The organism is Stenotrophomonas sp. 05L413, assembly GCF_056397945.1.
Window position 1 is genome coordinate 447,093 of sequence record NZ_JBFTOL010000004.1, and the last position, 19,750, is coordinate 466,842.

Sequence of the window (19,750 nt, forward strand, 5' to 3'; positions counted from 1 at the left end):
GGCCTGCGTCAACGACGCTGTGGAGGTGAAGAAACTAGGGTTTTCGACAGTAGCGACCATAGGCGGCCATTACCTTTCCATCCAGTTCCATGACCAGCAGCATGGCCGACAGCTGGGCCGCCGTCAATCCGCTGCGCTGGATCAATGAATCCATACCCGTTGGGTCGTGATCCAGGGCTTTCCACAAGCACTGGTAGTCCGGGTCGGTGTAGGAAGGGGCGCGCTCGGGCGCCGGTCGTGCCTGTTCAGTGGGGGCGTCCAAGCGGGTTCGCAAGGCCCCGGCCAGGGTCTGGGCGAGCGTGGCCAACCCCGCGGTCACCTCGGCCGGCGCCTCCACCAGCGCTGCGCCCTGCCGGATCAGCCGATGGCAGCCGCGGGCGCGGGGATTGCGGATCGAGCCGGGCAGGGCGAACACCTCGCGGCCCGCCTCGGCCGCACAGCGCGCGGTGATCAGGGCGCCGGAGCGCTCGGCGGCCTCGATCACCACGGTGCCCAGGCTGAGCCCGGCGATGATCCGGTTGCGTGCGGGGAAGTGCGCCTGGGTTGCCGGCATGCCCGGGGCGTACTCGCTGACCACCGCGCCGGTGCCGGCAATCCGTTCATGCAGCGCGGCATGCCGGGGCGGATAGGTCTGGTCCAGGCCGGTGGCGACCACGGCTACGGTCATGCCACCGGTGACCTGCAATGCGCCGTCATGGGCGTGGGCATCGACCCCGGCCGCCAGCCCGCTGATGACCGACCAGCCCTCGCCGGCCAGCGCGGTGGCGAAGGCATGCGCATGCTCGCGGCCGCCGGCCGTGGGCGAGCGGCTGCCGACCACCGCCACCGCCGGGTGCCAGAGCCGCGCCGGGTCTCCGTCCACGAACAACGCCACCGGGGGTTCCTCGATCTGGGTGAGCAGTGCCGGATAGTCCGGATCGGTCACGCCGAGCAGGTGATGGTGTTCCTCGGCCAGCCATGCCAGGGCATGTGCCAGGTAGCGTTCGTCCGGCAACGCCAGCCGGGCGCGTTGCGCTTGCGTACAGCCGGCAGCCCGCCAGGCGGTCGGGCCGGCCCGCAGGGCGGCCGCCGCATTGGAAAACTGGCGCAGCAGGCGCAGGCGAGGCGGCAGCGCGCCCCCGGCCAGGACCAGGGTGAGCAGGGCGGTGGATGAGGCAAGGCAGGGAATGGGCATCCCGATACCCTGGCCCGGAAATGACGACGGCGCCCTAGGGCGCCGTCGCATGGCAGGGTAGGACTCCGCCGCGTCTACTGCTTATCGGGATGCAGTGCCGAATAACCGACCCTGACCGGCTTCACGCCTTCCATCACCAGCGCGTAGCTGACGTTCTCGAACGTGCGGAAGACCATCGCATGGGCGGCGTACTCGTCCGGCAGGGTGACCCGGCCGGCGCCGCTGGTCAGCGAATCGTCCATCCGCGACGAGTTCGGGTAATCCATGCGGTGGGCCACATGGCGGCCCTGGCGCCACAGCGAGAACACCGTGCCGTTGTCGACCCCGTTGGCACTACCGGCGGAGATCGCGATCACATCGCGCGGGCCGCCGGAGGTGAAGGTGTCGGCGATGGCCAGCACGCGCACGTCCAGATCGACGGCCTGCGGCGCGGGCACATGCGGCACGAACTGCAGGTCGTACGGGCGGGCCTCGACCGGAACCAGGCGGTCACCGGCGCGGACTTCACGGCCGTCCACCTGGCCCTGCAGCACCAGCGAGGTCACCTCGACACTGCCGCTCTGCACACGGCTCACCGTACCGACGTTGATCTGGGCCAGTTCGTAGCCCAGCGTCTGGTGCCGCTTGCTCGGCACGATGAACGTCTTCCAGAGGTTGCCGCTGCCGGGCGTGGTATCGCCGCGGGCATTGAGGTCTTCGGTCGGCTTGGGCAGGGCGTACTGCACCGTCGGGCGGACCACCGCGTAGCGCTGGCCGACCTGGGCATTCTCCAGGCCGCGCACATAGGCCGTCTGGCCGGTGGTCGCGCGCAGGCGGTTTTCTTCCAGATTGACCACGTAGGGCAGCGACTTGACCTCGTCCACCACGCTCAGCTGCTTCAGGAAGGGCTCCACCTGCTCCAGCGGGACGCCGTTGATCGGGGCCTCCTGGCGCGGGCCGGGCTGGGCCACGACGCGGTCCAGATAGGCCAGGCTGAGCACGTCACCCGGGTAGATCAGGTGCGGATTCTTGACCTGCGGGTTGGCCTGCCAGATCTCCGGCCACAGCCAGGGCTTCTGCAGGAAACGCGCCGAGATGTCCCACAGCGTGTCCCCTTTGCGCACGACATAGGTATCCGGGTGCCCGCCATTCATTTCCACGGCGGTAGCATAGGTAGCGACGGTCAGCATCGCTACGGCGACGACCGTACGAGTTCGTTCAAACATAGATGTGGTGCCTGATTCCCCAACAGGTTCGCGCACTATAGTCCAGAAACCGGGGCGCGGGGCAAGCGTTGGCGATAGAATCGCCCTGTACGCCGCTTCGACCGGCGCCCCCTACCGGTATTTGCCATGGCCCTCCTGCCCATTCTCGAATTTCCCGATCCGCGCCTGCGTACCAAGGCTGCGTTGATCGATGCTGCCGACGTGACCACGCCGGCGTTCCAGACCCTGATCGATGACATGTTCCACACCATGTACGACGCCCCGGGCATCGGCCTGGCCGCCAGCCAGGTGGACGTGCACAAGCGCTTCATGGTGATCGACGTCAGTGAAGAGAAGGACACCCCGATGGTGTTCATCAATCCTGAGATCGTCGCCAACGAAGGCGGCCAGGTCTATCAGGAAGGCTGCCTGTCGGTGCCGGGCATCTTTGCCGACGTCACCCGCGCCAACCAGATCACCGTGCGTTACCTGGATCGCCACGGCGTGGCCCAGGAACTGACCACCGACGGCGTGCTCGCTGTCTGCGTGCAGCACGAGATGGACCACCTGGACGGCAAGCTGTTCATTGATTACCTCTCGCCGCTCAAGCGCGAGATGGTGCGCAAGAAGCTGGCCAAGCAGCGCAAGCACGTTGCCTGAGGTGATTGCAGCGACCGCCGCGCGGGATGACCGCGCGACGTGTCCTGTCGCGCGGCGCCGCACATCGGCGCCGTTTTACGTTCTGTTAGTGGGGTCACCATGAAGATTGTCTTTGCCGGTACGCCGGCGTTCGCCGTGTCCTCGCTGCGTGCCGCAGCCCGTCACCATGAAGTGGTCGCGGTGTACACGCAGCCCGATCGTCCCGCTGGCCGTGGCCGTGGCCTGGCCCCCTCGCCGGTCAAGCTGGACGCGATCGCACGTGGCATCCCGGTGTTCCAGCCGGAGAGCCTCAAGACCCCCGAAGCCCAGCAGCAGCTGCGCGACCTGGCGCCGGACCTGATGGTGGTGGTGGCCTATGGGCTGATCCTGCCCAAGGCGGTGCTGACCATCCCGACCCATGGCTGCTGGAACGTGCACGCCTCGCTGCTGCCGCGGTGGCGCGGTGCCGCGCCGATCCAGCGTGCGATCCAGGCCGGCGATACCGAAACCGGTGTGTGCCTGATGCAGATGGACGCCGGGCTGGATACCGGCCCGGTGCTGCTCAAGCAGCACATCGCGATCGGCCCCAACGACACCGGCGGTCAGCTGCACGATCGTTTGGCCGTCCTGGGTGAGCAGGTGCTGTCCGATGGCCTGGGCCTGCTGCGGGCCGGCATCAAGCCGATCGCGCAGCCGCAGCCGGAGGCCGGCGTGACCTATGCGCACAAGCTGGACAAGGCCGAAGCCCGTCTGGACTGGGCGCAGGACGCCCACGTGCTGGCGCGCACCGTACGCGCGTTCAATCCGTGGCCGATCGCCGAGGCGATGCTGGCCGGCGAACGCGTCCGCATCCATGGCGCGATCGCGCTGGAGGACAACCAGGGCAAGGCCCCGGGCACGCTGCTGGGCGCCTCGCGTGACGGCATCGACATCGCCTGCGGGCAGGGTGCGCTGCGCCTGCGCGTGCTGCAGCGTGAGGGCGGCAAGGCGATCACCGCCGCCGACTACCTCAATGCCCGTCGCGATCTCGGCGTGGGTGCCTGAGATGACCACCGCGCGTTCCGGCAAGCCTGCAGGCCCCTACACCGCCCATACCGCCCCCGGCGTGCCCACCCGCGTGCTGGCCGCGCGCGTGCTGGCCCAGGTGATCGGCCGCGGCCGTTCGCTCAAGGCCGAACTGGCCACCGCCTTGCCGACCCTGGACGACAGCCGCGACCGCGCGCTGCTGGAGGCGCTGTGCTTTGCCGTGCTGCGTCGCCGTGCCGCGTATGACGCTGCACTGGCGCAATGGATGCCGCGGCCGCTGAGCGTGCGCGAAGACGAACTGCGCGCGCTGCTGCTGGTCGGCTTCGCCCAGTTGGACGCACTGGAGCTGCCGGCGCACGCCGCGCTCTCGGCCACGGTCGACGCCGCGCGTGCGATGGGCCGTGATCGCCAGGCCGGCATGGTCAATGCACTGCTGCGCCGCGCCCAGCGCGAAGGCATTCCGCCGCTGCCTGCGCGCGATGCCTTCCCGCTGTGGATGGCCGAGAAGATCGAACAGGATTGGCCGGACGAGGCCGACGCGGTGTTCACCGCGAGCCTGCAGGCCGCGCCGCTGTGGCTGCGGGTCAACCGCCAGCACAGCAGTCGTGAGGCGATGCTGCAGCAGTTGGCGGCCGCCGGTATCGAGGCGGAGGCATCGAGCGTGGGTGCCGATGCGATCCGCCTGCCGGTGCCGGTCGCGGTCTCCGCGCTGCCCGGGTTCGCCGATGGCGCGCTGTCGGTGCAGGATCTGTCTGCCCAGCAGGTGGCCGATGCGCTGGCGCCGCGCCCGGGTTCGCGGGTGCTTGATGCCTGCGCCGCACCGGGCGGCAAGGCCGCCCATCTGCTGGAGCGCGATCCGACCCTGCACCTGCTGGCGTTGGACATCGACGCGCGCCGGCTCAAGCGCATCAGCGAAACGTTCGCACGCACCGGCGTGGGCCAGAACGCGCAGGTGCTGGCGGGCGATGCGACCGATCCGGCCAGCTGGTGGGACGGGCAGCTGTTCGACACCATCCTGCTCGACGCCCCCTGTTCGGCCACCGGCATCATCCGCCGCCAGCCGGATGTGTTGGCGCATCGCCGCGCGACCGACATCGATGCACTCATCGCCCTGCAGGCGCGCCTGCTGGATGCGTGCTGGTCGATGCTCACCCCGGGCGGAACTCTGCTGTATGCGACATGCTCGATCCTGCGCGATGAAAACCAGTTCCAGGTCGAATCCTTCCTGCAGCGCACCCGGGATGCGGGCTTCCTGCCGCTGGGCGAGGCGTATGGCCACGACTCCTGGGCCGGGCGCCAGCGCCTGCCCGGTGAGGAAGGTGCTGACGGCTTCTTCTATGCGCGTCTGCTAAAGAAGGGTTGATCCGAACCCGGCTAGAATTCCGCCCCATGCTAAAAAACCGCGCATCCCGAGAGTTCTGGCTGCTTGCCCTGATGGCCCTGCTCGTTCTGGGGGCCGGCCTGGGCATGCGTGATCCGTGGCCGTCCGACGAGCCACGCTTTGCGCTGGTCGCCAAGCAGATGGTGGAGAGCGGCGACTGGCTGTTCCCGCATCGGGGCACCGAGCTGTATTCGGACAAGCCGCCGCTGCTGATGTGGTCGCAGGCCGCGCTGTACTCGCTGATCGGCGACTGGCGGGTGGCCTTCCTGCTGCCCTCGCTGCTGGCCGCGCTGGGCACCCTGGCCTGCGTCTATGACCTGGGCCGCCGCCTGTGGACACGGCGGGTCGGGCTGTACGCCGCCTGGGCGCTGCTGTTCGCGCTGCACTTCACGTTCCAGTCCAAGAAAGCCCAGATCGATCCGCTGGTGGTGTTCTTCATCACCCTGGCCAACTACGGCCTGCTGCGGCATCTGCTCAGTGGCCCTGCGTGGCGCTGGTGGTGGCTGGGCTGGTTCGCTGCCGGGCTGGGGGTGATCACCAAGGGCGTAGGCGTGATCGCGCTGCTGATGATCGTGCCGGCCGCCGTGGCCTCTGTGCTGGGCTGGCCGCGGGTCAAGCTGCATGTCCGCGACTGGCGGTTCTGGGCCGGGCCGCTGGCGTTCGCGCTGGCGATCGCCCTGTGGCTGGTGCCGATGGTGCTGACTGCGCTGGGCAGTGGGTCGGCCGAATATCGCGCCTACCTGGACGACATCCTGTTCCGGCAGACCGCCAAGCGCTACGCGCAATCCTGGGATCATCATCAGCCATGGTGGTATTTCCTGGGCACGATGCCGTCGATGTGGATCCCGGCCTTCCTGGCGATTCCCTGGGCGATCCCGGCCTGGCGCCGTCGCCTGCAGCGGCGTGATGCGCGCTACCTGCTGCCGCTGGTGTGGTGGTTGTTGATCGTGCTGTTCTTCTCGATCCCCAACGGCAAGCGTGACGTCTACATCCTGCCGGCGCTGCCGATGTTCTGCCTGGCGCTGGCACCGCTGCTGCCGGGGCTGCTGCGCAAGCGCGCCTTCCAGTGGCTGCTGGGCGGCTTCGTGGCGCTGCTGGCCGCCGGCCTGCTCGGCATCGGTATCTCGATGCTGGTCGGGCAGCCGGGGTTCGAGCGCAAACTGATCCTCGACCGCGGCATCGATACCGCCGTCACCTCCGGCCTGGGCTGGGTCGCGGTCGCGCTGGGCTGCTGGGCCGTGCTGACCCTGTGCATCGCCGGCGTACGCCGCTTCCATCTGGCGGTGGTGGCGACGCTGACCATGGCCTGGGTGGCGTTCGGGCTGATCGGCTACCCGCTGTTCAACGACTCCAGCTCGGCACGTGGCCTGATGCAGCAGGTCGGCCAGCGCATCGGCCCGAAGGCGGAACTCGGCTTGGTCGCGTGGAAGGAGCAGAACCTGCTGATGGCTGACCGTGAGGCCGCCACGTTCGGGTTCAACCGGCGCTGGGACCGGCAGCTCGCCGACGGGGTCGCCTGGCAGGCCGCCCAGCCCCAGCAGCGCTGGTTGCTGGTGCAGGAAGACGCGCTGCTGGCGTGCGTGGACCGCACCACTGCAGAGCTGGCCGGGGTCGCCAACCGCCGCCGTTGGTGGTTGGTAAGGCCCGGCGATATCCACGGTGCCTGCGTGGCCAGCGCCGAAGAACAAAAACGCGAACGCGCGCTGCACCGGATCGACGGCGATGAGTGAATTCTGCAATGCTGGCGGCCTGGTCGGGCAGGTGCGGCAGCTCCGTGGGCGCCGGTGGCGTCCAGTGCAATCACGGGCGTGCATGCCTGCGTGTGGCAATAGAGGTTGGCAATGACGTTCTCCGCTGCATCCGAGCCGACCACGCCCGTTTCCCTGCCGCCGCTGCAGGGGCGTGCCGGTGTGGCCCATTGGATCGCCACCGTGGGCCTGTTCTGCATGCCCGCGCTGGTGCTGACCCTGCCCCAGAACCTGCTGCCCTACGGCATCCTGTTGCTGCTGAGCACGCTGCTGGCGCCGGATTACCTGTGGCGCGCGCGGGGCCTGGCCGGGCGGCCGGTGAAGGCCCTCACCTGGCTGGTGGTGGCCGCGATTGCCTTTGCACTGCTCTCGATTTATCTGTTCGAGCAGGGCCTGCGCGACATCGACAACCGCTCACGGTTCGTGGTGATCCCCTGGATCGCCCTGTGGGTCTGTGCACTGCGGCCGGACATCCGCTGGCTGTGGGGCGGGGCGCTGGCCGGCCTGCTCGGTACCATGGTGCTGGCGATCCTGCAGGTGGCCGGCGGCGCGCCACGCGCTGATCTGAGCACCAACGCGATCGTACTGGCCGACATCGTGCTGGTGCTGATGGTGCTGCTGGTGTTCTGCCGGCCACACAAACGTTGGACCTGGGTGATCGTGGGCATGGTCGCCGGTTGCGTGACCATCGTGCTCAGCGGCAGCCGTGGCGTCTGGCTGGCGCTGCTGGCACTGCTGGTGGTGATGGCGATGAGCCTGCGCTGGCGTACCGGGCCTGCGCGGCTGGGTGTGCTGCTGGCCCTGGTGGCGATCGCCGGTACCTTGATCCTGACCATCCCGAGCCTGCGCGAGCAGGTCCGCCTGACCGAACTCAAGCACGACGTGGTGCGGATGGAGCGCGGAGACAGCGACTCCTCGGCCGGCGCGCGCGTGGAGCGATTGCAGGTGGCCTATGAGACCTTCCTCGATCATCCGCTGACCGGCGTGGGCATCGGCCATTTCGACAGCGCCATGCAGCGCCTGCCGGTGTGCCGGGATGATCCGGCCGAACAGCGCTGCCATCTGGGCCACGCGCACAATGACCTGGCCGAGTGGGCGGCGACGCAGGGCGTGCCGGGCCTGCTGTTGCTGCTGGCCATCTATGGTGTGCCGCTGTGGGTATTCACCGGCCTGCACCGGCGCAGCGGCGAACAGGCCTTCCGTGGCCCGGCCGCTGCCGGGATCATGGTGGTAGTGACCTATGTGCTGTGCGGGATCACCCAGTCGATGTTCGCGCACCAGATCACGGCCAGCTTCTACGTCACCATCGTCGGCCTGCTGGCCGGGCTGTCGATCGTCCAGGGCCATACCCGCCGGATGGCGTTGGCACAGGCCAAAGCTCAGGCGCCTGGCTGATCCCGCGGCGGATCGGTCACCGGCTGCCCGTTCTGCAGCATCCACAACATGATGGTCTTCTGGCGCACGTAGTTGGCGCGCACATAGGCATAGACCAAGCCGTGCCAGCCATCGCGGAAGCCGCCGCGCAGCAGCAGCCCACGCCAGAACCGCCACGTCGGGGCCAGGATCAGCTTGGGCAGGGTGGCGCGCTTGCCCCGCGCGAACTCGTGCTCGGCCATCATCCGCGCGTAGCGCTGGGTCTTGAGCAGCTGCTGCTCCAGCGAACGGTAGGGGTAATGGATCAGGTCGCCGCGCAGGGTGCCCACCGCGCCATCGACGCTGGCCGCCTCATGGATCTCACGCTTGCCGCGCCAGCCGCCATGGCGGCGGTCGAACAGGCGCAGGACCCGGTCCGGGTAGGCGTTGCCATGCTTGAGGAACTTGCCGAAGTACTCGGAAAGCCGTGCGAACCGGTAGCCGTGGTGGCCGGCGAAACCGTTGGCCTGGGCGGACAGGATCGCCTCGCGCAGGGTGTCGCTGATGCGCTCGTCGGCGTCCAGGCACAGCACCCAGTCATGCGCGGCCTGCTCGACGCAGAACGCCTTCTGGCTGCGGAAGCCATCGAACGGGCGTTGCAGCACCCGCGCCCCGGCGGCTGTCGCGATCGCCACGGTGGCATCGGTGGACTGCGAGTCCACCACGACGATCTCGTCGCAGAAGGCCAGCGAGGCCAGACAGTCGCCGATGCGGTCGGCTTCATTGAACGCGATAATGCAGGCCGAAATGCGAGGCCGTTCAGTGGGAGCGGTCGAGGAGGACATGATGGCCGAGTACCTGCTGTTTGCGACGGAGCGTTATGCGCTGCCCATTCTCGCCCCTCTGGCGCAGGCGTTGCACGCATCCGGTCAATCGGTGTCGGCCTGGTTCGCCGATGGCGCCGCTGGCGCGTCGCTGCCCGGCGTGCCCAATGCAGGCCTGAAAGACGCGCTGGCACTACGTCCGCGCGCGGTGTTCAGCGCGGCCAACTGGGTGCCGCCGTTCATTGCCGGGGCCAAGGTGCAGGTCTTCCACGGCTTCAACGTGCAGAAGCGCGACAGTGCCCGCGGCCACTTCCGGGTACGCGGTCTGTTCGATCTGTATTGCACCCAGGGCCCGGCCACGACCACTCCGTTCCGCGAGCTGGCCGCGCGCGAGGGCCACTTCGCCGTGGCCGAGACCGGCTGGCCCAAGCTCGATCCGCTGTTCCGCGATGACGGCGGCCTGAGCGCGGGATTGCGCGTGCCGGCACAGGACCGCCCGGTGATCCTGTTCGGCTCGACCTTCACCGAGCGGTTGAGCGCCGCGCCACACCTGTACGAGCAGATCGCGGCCGATATCGCCCGCGGCGAGCACTACTGGCTGCTGACCCTGCACCCCAAGTGCGCGCCGGCGCTGTTCGAGCGCTACCGCGCGCTGGCCGGTGCGCATGCGCGCTTCATCGAGCCCGAACAGGTGATGGCTGCCCAGCGCGCGGCCGATGTGCTGGTCTCGGATACCTCCTCGATCGTCTCCGAGTTCATCGTGCAGCACAAACCGGTGGTGACCTTCCGCAACCGGGTCCCGCAGCCGCACATGATCGATTTCGACGATGCCATCCAGCTGCCGGCGATGCTGGCCCAGGCGTTGGATCCCGCCCCGGCGTTGATGGCCGAGATCCGGCGCTACGCCGATGCCATCCATCCGTTCCGCGATGGGTATTCCTCCGAGCGGGTGATCGCTGCCACCGAGGATTTCCTGTCCGGTGAACTCGGCACGCTCAAGCGCAAACCGTTCGGTGCGTGGACGCGGGGCCTGCAGATCCGCAAGGAGCTCGGCTATTGGGGACCGGCGAAGCGATAAGCCAGCGTTTGCGCCACCAGGTAGATCCACGCCAGGCGTGGTTGCGCTCCTACCAGCGCAGGCGACGCTTCGCCAACGCACGGCCCAACCGCTCGTACACCGCACGCGCCTCCGCTTCCGGCAGGTACTGCAGCACCAGCGGCGTGCCCATGCCTGCGCCGGCGGTATCCAGCCACACGCTGGCCGTGCCCAGCCGGCGGTCCAGCGGCGAACGGGTCAGGCGCAGTGCCTGCAGCTTGTCCAGCTCGGCAAAGCGCCACCAGCGCTGCCACCAGCCGCCACGCACCGCGATGTAGTCGTCATCCAGGTGATAGCCGATGCGGGCCATCTGCCGGTGCGCGCGGAACGCCGACCACGGCAGCCATAGCAGCACCAGCGCCCCCCACGGCCCGCCGTACCAGATCGCCGCCGCCGTCAGCAGCGGAACGAGGCACAGTGCGCCCAGGCACAGCCGCCACCAGCCCCGCATCTGCACCGGCTGCCAGCGCGCCGGCGGCCACTGCAGGTGCGGCAGCAGATGCTGGACCAGCCCATCGCAGACGGCCGGCGTCGCCAGCGGCGCCAGCTCACGCAGGTCGCGGCGCTCGCCTTCGCCGGGGTTGCCGGCAGCAATATCGATACGCAGTTGCCGGCGCTGGAACCAGCGCTGCAGCGCGCTCTCGCGCAGCGTCCACGCCTGGATCCGGCGCCGCGCCACGCTGGTGCGCATACGGGTCAGAAGCCCACTGGCCACGGTCAGCCGGCGCTCGTGCTCGCTGAGCCGGAAGCCGTAGTAACGCAGCAGCGCGAGCACCACCGACAATACCCGCAGCATGACCCAGAAGCCCGCCACGGCGAGCGCCGCGGCAATCGCCCACAGCCACATCCCGGGGTGCAGGTGGCTGGCATAACCAAAGGCCTGGCGGCCGCCGGCTTCGATGACATCGGAGACGCTGCCACGTGGGAACAACTGCACCATCGCGCCCAGCACTGCCACCACCACCACCCAGCCGCGGTTGGAGAGCAGGCCGATACGGACCACCTCGCCCGGGCTCAGGGCGAGCAGCACATCCTCGGTTGGTTCGGCCACAGCGGCGTCGCCCTCGGCCGTGGCCGGCACTGCCTGGCCACGCTGGCGTACCAGGCGCTCCAGTGCGAGCGCCTGGTCGAGTTTGAGCACACGCATTTCCGCTTCGGGGCGATGGCCACCGGCCGATTCCAGCTTCAGTTCGGCTACGCCGAACAGGCGGTGCAGCGGGTTCTGGTGGACCACCACGTTGTGGATGCGGGCGAAGGGAATCTCGCGGCGATTGCGCGCGAAAACCCCACTGCGCACCGTGATCGCGCTCGTGCCGATCCGGTAGCGATAGGTGAGGTACTGCAGCACCGAATACGCGACCAGCACGACCACGGCGATCATCGGGCCGAGTGACAGCCACAGCTCATCGCGGTCGCCGCGCTGGCCGAACACCACCAGCGCGATCAGCGGTACCAGGCCCTGGCGCAACTGCATCAGCAGCACGAACAGCCACGACCAGGGATGCAGCCGCTGCTCCGGCGCGGCATCAAGCGGCGGCGGGGTACTCACAGCGCGTCGTCGTCCTGGTCCAGCTGGTGCGCCAGGGTGTCGCGCAGGCGCTCGGCATCGGCGCTGTCCAGCCCACTGAGCGTGACCGCACTGAAGCGGCTGCCGGCGGTATGCACGACCAGCGTGCTCAACCCGGCGCTGCGTTCGATCGGCCCACGGCGCAGATCCAGATGCTGCACGCGCGAGGTGGGGACACGAGTTTCGTTCTGCCAGAGCAGGTCGCGGCGCAAGCCCAGGCCTTGGGCATCCAGCCGCCAATAGGTGCGGCGCTGGCGGCGGAACGCGAGAGCCGCACCGATCAGCGCGCCGAGCGCGACCATGCCGGCCGCGCCCCACCAGCGGCCCGGCAGATCAAAGACCACCCAGAGCGTGCCGAGCACGCCGCCGATCATCAGTGCGCCAGCGACCGCACCACCGAACGCGGCCAGCGAGGCCGAACGCAGCGGCATCGCCTGCCAGTCGGGGGCAGGCGGCAACGGCGGCAACGGCGGCGGCACGGGAGTGTCGAGAAGATCGGACAAGGCAGGGCGCTCGGCTGGGGAACGGGCCGGGCGCATGCGTACAGGTGCAACCGCCCGTGGCGCAGACGGTAGCAGGTTGCCGTGGGCTATTGCGCGGCCTGGATCAGTGCGTCGACATCGAGCAGATGGCCGGCGCGTTCGGCCTTGGTGCGCAGGTACTGTTCGTTCTCGGCGGTGATGTCGCCGGTGACCGGTATGCAGTCCACCACGTCGATGCCGGCATTGCGCAGGCGCTGGGCCTTGGTGGGATTGTTGCTGAGCAGCTGCACGCGGCTCACGCCCAGGCCCTGCAGCATCGCCACGGCACTGCCGTAGCGGCGCTCATCGGCACCGAAGCCGAGCTGGGCATCGGCGTCGATCGTGTCCAGGCCATCGTGCTGGTAGCCGTAGGCGCGCATCTTCGCGGCGATGCCGGTGCCGCGGCCTTCCTGGTCCAGGTACAGCAGCACGCCGCCGCCGAGCTCTTTGAGCTTGCGCAGGCCGCGCCGCAGCTGGTCGCCGCAGTCGCACTTGAGTGAACCGAACAGATCGCCGGTCAGGCAGGAGGAATGCACGCGAACCGGCACCACGGCGGACAGATCCGGGGTGCCCACGATGATCGCGACCTGGTCACGCTGGGCCACGCCACCGCGGAACACCGCGAATTCGGTCATGCCGACCTCGCGCAGCGGCACCGGCGAGCGGGCCACCAGCTCATACGCATGCGCGGCCTGTTCGGCGCCCTGGCTGAGATCGCACAGCGAGACCTGCGCGCAGTCGTCGAAGCGGCGGTCATCGGCGGCCAACAGCACGCCGACCATCGCCGGCAACAGCAGGCCGAGGCGGGCGATTTCCACCGCGCCGTCGTCCAGCGCTTCGCCACCGGTCCAGCCCGGGGGCATCGCACCGGGGTCGCGCAGGTAGCTGAGCGAGGGCAGGGCATCGAAATCGATGCCGGCCAGCGGCACGCGCGCGCCACGGTCGGCACTCACCCCGAGCACGCGGGCGCGGGTGGCGGTGAGGAACAGGTAGTGCCGGTCTTCCGCGGCCGCGGCAAAGGCGCTGAAGCTGGTGCGGGTGCTGCTGTCCAGCGCGATGAAGGCCAGGCGCTGGCCCTGGCCATCGTCGATCACCACCGGGCGGCCGGCACGCAGTTCGGCCACCGCGCGCTCGCAGCGGATCGCGGCCGGATCGCCGAACAGGGAAGAAGCAGGGGACATGTCAGGGGCCGTGGGGGACATCGTGGTTTCCACAGTGGGGACGGATCGCGGCGATTCAATCGCACCAAGGGCGCGACGCTGCGTCGCAGTCAGTGCGGATGGTCCTCGGTGGCATAGGGGTCGTCCTCGCCGCTCTGCGGTGGGCGCAGCGTATAGCGCTTGTAGGTCCACTGATACTGCGCCGGATCGCGCCGGGCGATGCGTTCGATGCCGGCATTGAGGGCGGTGGCCGCGGTGCGCGGGTCCGGATCGGCCACGGCCGGCGGGGTGGCCTCGATGTGCAGGGCGAACGCCATGCCCGGGCCGATCCGCTCGCACCAGCCGTACAGCACGGTCGCGCCGGTCCGCTCGGCCAGCCGGTTGACCAGGGTCATGGTCAGCGCCTCCACCCCGAAGAATGGCGCGAACACCCCGTCGCCGGCCTTGGGCTGCTGGTCGGGCAGGATGCCGGTGGCACCGCCGTCCTTGAGCACCTTGAACAACTGGCGCACGGCCGGGCCTTCGGCGCGGACCTGCTGGACGTTGTCGCCGCCGCGGACCAGCTGCAGGAAGGCATCGCCCACTGCTTCATCCGGGGCCTTGTAGACGATCGCGATCGGCCCGCGCGAGGCCAGCCACTGGTTGAGCAGCTCCCAGTTGCCGTAATGCGGGGCCGCCACGATCACGCCCTTGCCGGCGGCCAGGGCTGCGTCGTACAGCGCCTCGCCGTGGCGCTCGGTCAACCGCGCAAGATTGCGATCGCGTGGCTGGGTCCACAGGCGCAGGGTCTCGATGGCCTGCAGCGCGGTCGAGCGCAGCACCTCGCGGTGGAGCACGGTGCGCTCGGCCTCGTCCATTTCGGGGTAGGCCAGTTCGAGGTTGCGGCGGGTGACGCGGCTCTCACGGGCATTGAGACGGATCCACAGCCAGGCCAGAACGGAGGCGAAGGCACGCAGCCAGGACCAGGGCAGGCGGGTGAACAGGGCAGCGGCGCGGTAGGCCAGGCGGGCAGTGGTGTGCGGTTTCATCACCGCAAAGTCTAGCCGCTGGCGACCAGCCTGTCGGCGCGCGGGCACGTTAAGGTAGTCCGCCTTCAGCTAGCGGAACCTTGTCCATGCTTGTTCTGATCCAGCGCGTCAGCGAAGCCAGCGTCCGTGTCGATGAGGCCGTTGTCGGTCAGATCGGCCCCGGCCTGCTGGCCCTGGTGGGCATGGAGCCAGGTGATACCGAGGCCCAGATCGCCCGGATGGCCGATCGCCTGCTTGGTTATCGTGTCTTTGCCGATGAGACCGGAAAAATGAACCGGTCGCTGCGTGATACCGGCGGCGGAGTGCTGCTGGTCAGCCAATTCACCCTGGCGGCCGACACATCCAGCGGGATGCGGCCGGGCTTCAGTACCGCCGCGCCGCCGGCGGAGGCTGAACGCGGATTCAACCGACTGGTCGAGATCTGCAGGCAAAAACACGCCCCGGGGGTGGAAACCGGCCAGTTTGGTGCCCATATGGTTGTCAGCCTGGTCAACGATGGTCCCGTGACCTTCCTGCTCAGACCCTAGCCCCGGGACCACCGCCCGGGAACGCGGGGCGCCGGGCTGGTATAATGCTAGGTTCTATTCCCTCTCCCAGCCGGTGGCGCGAGCACTACATGGCCAACGAACGTCCTGCCCAGCAAAACGACATCAAGCTTCTGATCAGCAAGGGCCTGGAACAGGGCTACCTGACCTACGCCGAAGTCAATGACCATCTGCCCGACGACATCGTCGACCCGGAGCAGATCGAAGATATCATCGGCATGATCAACGGCATGGGCATTGATGTCCATGAAGTTGCGCCCGATGCAGAAACCCTGTTGCTCAACGATGGCAACACCGGCAACCGCGAAGTCGATGACACCGCGGCCGAAGAAGCCGCTGCCGCGCTGAGCGCGCTCGACACCGAAGGTGGCCGCACCACCGACCCGGTGCGCATGTACATGCGCGAAATGGGTACCGTCGAGCTGCTGACCCGCGAAGGCGAAATCGCCATCGCCAAGCGCATCGAAGAAGGTCTGGGCCAGGTCCAGGCCGCACTCGGCACCTTCCCGGTATCGGTGGAATCGCTGCTGGCCGACTACGACGCGCACAAGGAAGGCAAGAAGCGCCTGGCCGAAGTGATCGTCGGCTTCAACGACCTGGTCGAAGAAGTCCCGGCCCCGGCCGTGGCCGAAGACACCAGTGACGACGCCGACGACGACGCCGATGAAGAGGATGACGGCGACGACGTCGAGGAAGAGGCCGGCCCGACCGGTCCGGATCCGGAAGAAGTCGCACGCCGCATGCAGGCCCTGAGCGATGCGTACACCGCGTTCAAGAAGGCCGCTGCCAAGGGCGACCGCAAGCCGCTGGCCAAGCTGCGCGACGACATGGCCGCCGTGTTCGTGACCTTGAAGCTGCCGTTGCCGCTGACCGATGTGCTGGTCAAGCAGCTGCGCGACGTCATGGCCTCGATCAAGTCCCACGAACGCCGCGTGCTGAACCTGGCGACCGTGACCGCGCGCATGCCGCGCAAGGACTTCATCCGCTCGTGGGAAGGCAACCAGACCAACCTGGAGTGGGTGGAAGACGCACTGAAGCGCAAGCAGAAGTGGTCCTCGGCCCTGCGTGACGTGAAGGATCAGATCATCGCCGAACAGCAGGCGACGATCGACATCGAGAAGACCACCTGGCTGGAACTGGACGAGCTGAAGGAAATCAGCCGCGCCATGGCCTACGGCGAAGCGCGTGCACGCAAGGCCAAGAAGGAAATGGTCGAAGCCAACCTGCGCCTGGTCATCTCGATCGCCAAGAAGTACACCAACCGCGGCCTGCAGTTCCTCGACCTCATCCAGGAAGGCAACATCGGCCTGATGAAGGCCGTGGACAAGTTCGAATACCGCCGTGGTTACAAGTTCTCCACGTATGCGACCTGGTGGATCCGCCAGGCCATCACCCGTTCGATCGCCGATCAGGCGCGCACCATCCGTATTCCGGTGCACATGATCGAAACGATCAACAAGTTGAACCGCATTTCCCGTCAGATGCTCCAGCAGTATGGCCGCGAGGCTACGCCGGAGGAGCTGGCCAAGGAAATGGACATGCCGGAAGACAAGATCCGCAAGGTGATGAAGATCGCCAAGGAGCCGATCTCGATGGAAACCCCGATCGGCGACGACGAGGATTCCCATCTGGGCGACTTCATCGAGGACACCAACGTGGAGTCCCCGATCGAGAACACCACCAACATCAACTTGTCTGAAACCGTGCGCGACGTGCTGGCCGGCCTCACCCCGAGGGAAGCCAAGGTGCTGCGCATGCGCTTCGGCATCGACATGAACACTGACCACACCCTCGAGGAAGTGGGCAAGCAGTTCGACGTCACCCGCGAGCGTATCCGCCAGATCGAAGCGAAGGCGCTGCGCAAGCTGCGTCATCCGAGCCGGTCCGAGCAGCTGCGCAGCTTCCTGGATATCGATTGATCGATACCGGCGCATCGCGTTGAAACCCGACAGACCCCGCGCAAGCGGGGTTTGTTTTTTTGGGGCAGGTGGCGCCGCGTGGTGTACTCGAACTGGGCGGCGGCACAGCGAATGGAGCGGCTGTTCGACGGGGTTGGGATCGCTAGGCTGATTTGGTGATTTCGTTGCGTGTTTCGTAACTTAATTGCGGATTTTTTCTCGGTGTTCTCCGGGGTGATGTTATTTCAATCAATGGCTTATAAGTTCAATGGGGTTGCGGTTCGCCGAAGATTGGCTTATAGATTCGTAACTTAACTCGTCCCGAAACTCAGGCCATGGCCCGTCCCCGTACCGTCCAGCTCCAGACGCTGTTCGACAACCTGCCTGCTGGCGAGGTCGTCTCAGCTGCCGATCTCGTCGATCGCCTGGGGGTTACCCGGACAACGTTGAGTCGTCTTGTCGCCGAGGCCGGGGACCGCCTGGTGCGACTTGGCCGCACCCGCGCCACGGCCTATGCCGTCCGCCAGCAGACCGCCGCGGGCAGCGAGTGGCCGCTGTTCCGGCTGGGGCCGGACGCCACCCTTGAAGAACTGGGCACGGTCGTGGCACTCACGGGCGAGACCTTCCACGTGGCGACCACCGCCGCACGCCCCAATCTGACCCGTTCGCCAGACGAGACCGTCGATGGCCACTTCCCGGGGCTGCCGTGGTACCTGGACGACCTGCGGCCACAGGGTTTTCTCGGGCGTACGTTCGCGCATCGTCGCGGGCGTGACCTGGGCGTCCCCGACGACCTCAATCGATGGCAATTGGGTGACACCCTCCAGGCGCTGGTACGTGCAGGCGGCACCGAGATCGGTGACCTTCTGCTGGGCGGCGATGCCGTGCAGATGGCGTTGCGCGCGCTTGATGCGCCTGGCGATCACGTCCTGGCGGGGCAGCGCGCACGTCGTTATCCCGAGCGCGCCGCAGCGGCACTGGAAGGCGAAGACGTCGGATCGTCGCCGGGTGGCGAGCAACCGAAGTTCACTGCCACGGTGGAGCATGAGGGAGGGCGCTATGCGGCGCTGGTGAAGTTCGCGCAGCCCACCGCAGGCGAGGCCGCCGAACGCTGGGCGGACCTGCTGGTCTGCGAGCACCTGGCCCTGCAGTGCCTGCGCGACGGGGGCGTGCCCGCAGCGGCCTCCGAGATCCTCCAGACCGACACGCATACGTTCCTGGAGGTGCAGCGCTTCGACCGCACCGCCGACGTGCTCGGCCGTCGCGGCTTCGTCTCGCTGCTGGCGCTGTCCTCGGCCTTCGTCGGTGACGTGACCGTGGACTGGGGGATCGCCGCCGACGCGCTGCTGACGCAGGGCTGGGTCGATCGCGACACGCAGGCCGCGATGGGAAGGCTGCACGCGTTCGGCCGGCTGATCGGCAACAGCGACATGCATCAGGGCAATCTGGGTTTCCACCTGGTCGACCGCGGCCCGCTGCCGTTGGCGCCCGCGTATGACATGTTGCCGATGTCACTGGCACCCTCGCGCACAGGGGTGCTGCGTGCGGCTACGCCGCTCGCCTCCATCGCGCCGGAGCGCAGCGGCCAGCTCGCGCACCTGCACTGGGCAGCGCCGCTGGCGGTGGACTACTGGCAGCGCGTGGCGGGTTCGGCGCTGCTGCGCTCGGGCGGGCTGCGTGAGCTGGCGGCGGAGAATGCGCGTCGGGTGCAGGCGATGGGGCGGCGTTTCGGCTGATGTGACACCCTGCAGTGGAAAGCGCCTGCGGGCCTCCACTACACTGTGCGGCCGCAAGGGCCTATAGCTCAACGGTTAGAGCAGAGGACTCATAATCCTTTGGTTCCAGGTTCGAATCCTGGTGGGCCCACCATCGAATCAGGCACTTGGCATCAACCGCACTGCCGATTCGCAGGTGCGACAGCGTCTTCCATAGTCACGGCGACGCACTTCTTTTGTTGAGAAGGTGATTTGCGAGTTCCTTGCCGCGGCGCAATTGGGCGCCGTCCAGACCAGCTGCGGCATTGTTCAAGAACGAGGCGCCATAGCGACTTGAACCTGTGCGGAAGTATGCTTCCGCGTATGCATAGGCCATGACCGGGTCTTTCGAGGCCAATGTGCCGTTCTTGTAGATGTCGCTCAAACGCACATATGCGTTCGATTCGCCGGCCGCTCCCGCGGACTCGAGGAATCTAACGGTGTTCTGCTTGTAGTCACGGATCAGATCCGGATCCAGCGAGTTATGTTCGTCTTCAAAAATCCTCGAAGCGTATAGCGCGTAATCGAGCTGGGCGCGGATGTTTCCATGCTCGGCGGCATGGGTGATCGCGGTGAACACCTCTTCACGACTCAGCGGCTCAAGCCAAAGATCCTTGCAGAGCTCGTCGGTCGTACTCCTGACGTGACCCGTGGTGGCGGAGGCCTCGCGATCAATCTGACAACGCAGATTTGTTTCAACCAGTTCGTATGTCGTCGTGGCACTGGCATCGTTCCTGACAACGCGACAATCATGACAGACGCCACTACAACTACCTTGCGTTTCATCGTGTATCCGGTCCCCTGAAAACCCAGCGTCGGCTGAGCGTAGATTTATAAGGCATCTGCTGCTCT

At 67.6% G+C, this 19,750-nt stretch carries 17 protein-coding genes and 1 tRNA gene; 10 read left to right on the forward strand and 8 right to left on the reverse strand.

Translation table 11 applies throughout. The features are described from left to right. Positions 1-34: 34 nt before the first annotated feature. Both dprA and AC1DIQ_RS11180 read right to left on the reverse strand, forming a co-directional pair. On the reverse strand, positions 35-1,174 hold the full coding sequence (dprA, locus tag AC1DIQ_RS11175; RefSeq protein WP_478050039.1) for a DNA-processing protein DprA: 1,140 nt from the start codon (positions 1,172-1,174) through the stop codon (positions 35-37). A gap of 74 nt (positions 1,175-1,248) precedes the next feature. Next, complete coding sequence (locus AC1DIQ_RS11180; protein WP_152151038.1) at positions 1,249-2,379, reverse strand: LysM peptidoglycan-binding domain-containing protein; 1,131 nt, start codon at positions 2,377-2,379, stop codon at positions 1,249-1,251. Between the two features lie 126 nt (positions 2,380-2,505). Between AC1DIQ_RS11180 and def the strand changes: the two genes are divergently transcribed. From def to AC1DIQ_RS11205, 5 genes are all read left to right on the forward strand, one after another. Further along, positions 2,506-3,018 (forward strand): peptide deformylase, encoded by a 513-nt coding sequence (gene def, locus AC1DIQ_RS11185; RefSeq protein WP_121040274.1) that lies wholly within the window; start codon positions 2,506-2,508, stop codon positions 3,016-3,018. 99 nt (positions 3,019-3,117) lie between these two features. After that, positions 3,118-4,041: a methionyl-tRNA formyltransferase gene (fmt, locus tag AC1DIQ_RS11190; RefSeq protein WP_478050040.1), complete on the forward strand. Its 924-nt coding sequence runs from the start codon at positions 3,118-3,120 to the stop codon at positions 4,039-4,041. Between the two features lies 1 nt (position 4,042). Continuing rightward, positions 4,043-5,386 (forward strand): 16S rRNA (cytosine(967)-C(5))-methyltransferase RsmB, encoded by a 1,344-nt coding sequence (gene rsmB / locus AC1DIQ_RS11195; RefSeq protein WP_461769555.1) that lies wholly within the window; start codon positions 4,043-4,045, stop codon positions 5,384-5,386. Between the two features lie 26 nt (positions 5,387-5,412). Beyond that, positions 5,413-7,134 (forward strand): ArnT family glycosyltransferase, encoded by a 1,722-nt coding sequence (locus AC1DIQ_RS11200; RefSeq protein WP_121040270.1) that lies wholly within the window; start codon positions 5,413-5,415, stop codon positions 7,132-7,134. A 111-nt stretch (positions 7,135-7,245) separates the two neighbouring features. Then, the gene (locus AC1DIQ_RS11205) at positions 7,246-8,547 is read left to right on the forward strand and encodes an O-antigen ligase family protein (protein WP_478050041.1); all 1,302 of its coding nucleotides are present in this window, start codon (positions 7,246-7,248) and stop codon (positions 8,545-8,547) included. On the opposite strand, the gene AC1DIQ_RS11210 is transcribed toward AC1DIQ_RS11205, so the two are convergent. Then, the gene (locus tag AC1DIQ_RS11210) at positions 8,532-9,350 is read right to left on the reverse strand and encodes a glycosyltransferase family 2 protein (RefSeq protein ID WP_478050042.1); all 819 of its coding nucleotides are present in this window, start codon (positions 9,348-9,350) and stop codon (positions 8,532-8,534) included. The two genes, AC1DIQ_RS11205 and AC1DIQ_RS11210, sit on opposite strands and share 16 nt — an antisense overlap. Here AC1DIQ_RS11210 and AC1DIQ_RS11215 point away from each other — a divergent pair. After that, on the forward strand, positions 9,349-10,407 hold the full coding sequence (locus AC1DIQ_RS11215; RefSeq protein WP_478050043.1) for a CDP-glycerol glycerophosphotransferase family protein: 1,059 nt from the start codon (positions 9,349-9,351) through the stop codon (positions 10,405-10,407). The genes AC1DIQ_RS11210 and AC1DIQ_RS11215 overlap by 2 nt on opposite strands. A gap of 49 nt (positions 10,408-10,456) precedes the next feature. Here the strand turns inward: AC1DIQ_RS11215 and AC1DIQ_RS11220 are convergent, their stop codons facing one another. The 4 genes from AC1DIQ_RS11220 to AC1DIQ_RS11235 all read right to left on the reverse strand — a co-directional run bounded on the left by AC1DIQ_RS11220 (position 10,457) and on the right by AC1DIQ_RS11235 (position 14,701). Next, positions 10,457-11,974 (reverse strand): PH domain-containing protein, encoded by a 1,518-nt coding sequence (locus AC1DIQ_RS11220; RefSeq protein ID WP_478050044.1) that lies wholly within the window; start codon positions 11,972-11,974, stop codon positions 10,457-10,459. Continuing rightward, positions 11,971-12,531 carry a PH domain-containing protein gene (locus tag AC1DIQ_RS11225; RefSeq protein WP_478050045.1) on the reverse strand — a complete coding sequence of 187 codons (561 nt, stop codon included), beginning with the start codon at positions 12,529-12,531 and terminating at the stop codon, positions 11,971-11,973. Before AC1DIQ_RS11225 ends, AC1DIQ_RS11220 begins: the two co-directional genes overlap by 4 nt. A 50-nt stretch (positions 12,532-12,581) precedes the next feature. After that, positions 12,582-13,715 carry a GTP cyclohydrolase II RibA gene (ribA, locus tag AC1DIQ_RS11230; RefSeq protein WP_478050046.1) on the reverse strand — a complete coding sequence of 378 codons (1,134 nt, stop codon included), beginning with the start codon at positions 13,713-13,715 and terminating at the stop codon, positions 12,582-12,584. A 68-nt stretch (positions 13,716-13,783) separates the two neighbouring features. Further along, positions 13,784-14,701: a lauroyl acyltransferase gene (locus AC1DIQ_RS11235; RefSeq protein WP_478050047.1), complete on the reverse strand. Its 918-nt coding sequence runs from the start codon at positions 14,699-14,701 to the stop codon at positions 13,784-13,786. A gap of 86 nt (positions 14,702-14,787) precedes the next feature. On the opposite strand from AC1DIQ_RS11235, the gene dtd reads away from it, so the two are divergent. From dtd to AC1DIQ_RS11255, 4 genes are all read left to right on the forward strand, one after another. Continuing rightward, positions 14,788-15,228: a D-aminoacyl-tRNA deacylase gene (dtd, locus tag AC1DIQ_RS11240; RefSeq protein ID WP_121040254.1), complete on the forward strand. Its 441-nt coding sequence runs from the start codon at positions 14,788-14,790 to the stop codon at positions 15,226-15,228. Positions 15,229-15,317: 89 nt separating this feature from the next. Further along, positions 15,318-17,165, forward strand: coding sequence for an RNA polymerase sigma factor RpoD (rpoD, locus tag AC1DIQ_RS11245; protein WP_121040252.1), 1,848 nt, complete (start codon positions 15,318-15,320; stop codon positions 17,163-17,165). Positions 17,166-17,479: 314 nt separating this feature from the next. Next, positions 17,480-18,880 carry a type II toxin-antitoxin system HipA family toxin YjjJ gene (gene yjjJ / locus AC1DIQ_RS11250; RefSeq protein ID WP_478050048.1) on the forward strand — a complete coding sequence of 467 codons (1,401 nt, stop codon included), beginning with the start codon at positions 17,480-17,482 and terminating at the stop codon, positions 18,878-18,880. A 57-nt stretch (positions 18,881-18,937) separates the two neighbouring features. After that, positions 18,938-19,013, forward strand: a tRNA-Ile gene (locus AC1DIQ_RS11255). A 63-nt stretch (positions 19,014-19,076) separates the two neighbouring features. Here AC1DIQ_RS11255 and AC1DIQ_RS11260 read toward each other — a convergent pair. Further along, on the reverse strand, positions 19,077-19,478 hold the full coding sequence (locus AC1DIQ_RS11260; RefSeq protein WP_121040149.1) for a hypothetical protein: 402 nt from the start codon (positions 19,476-19,478) through the stop codon (positions 19,077-19,079). Positions 19,479-19,750: the final 272 nt, after the last annotated feature.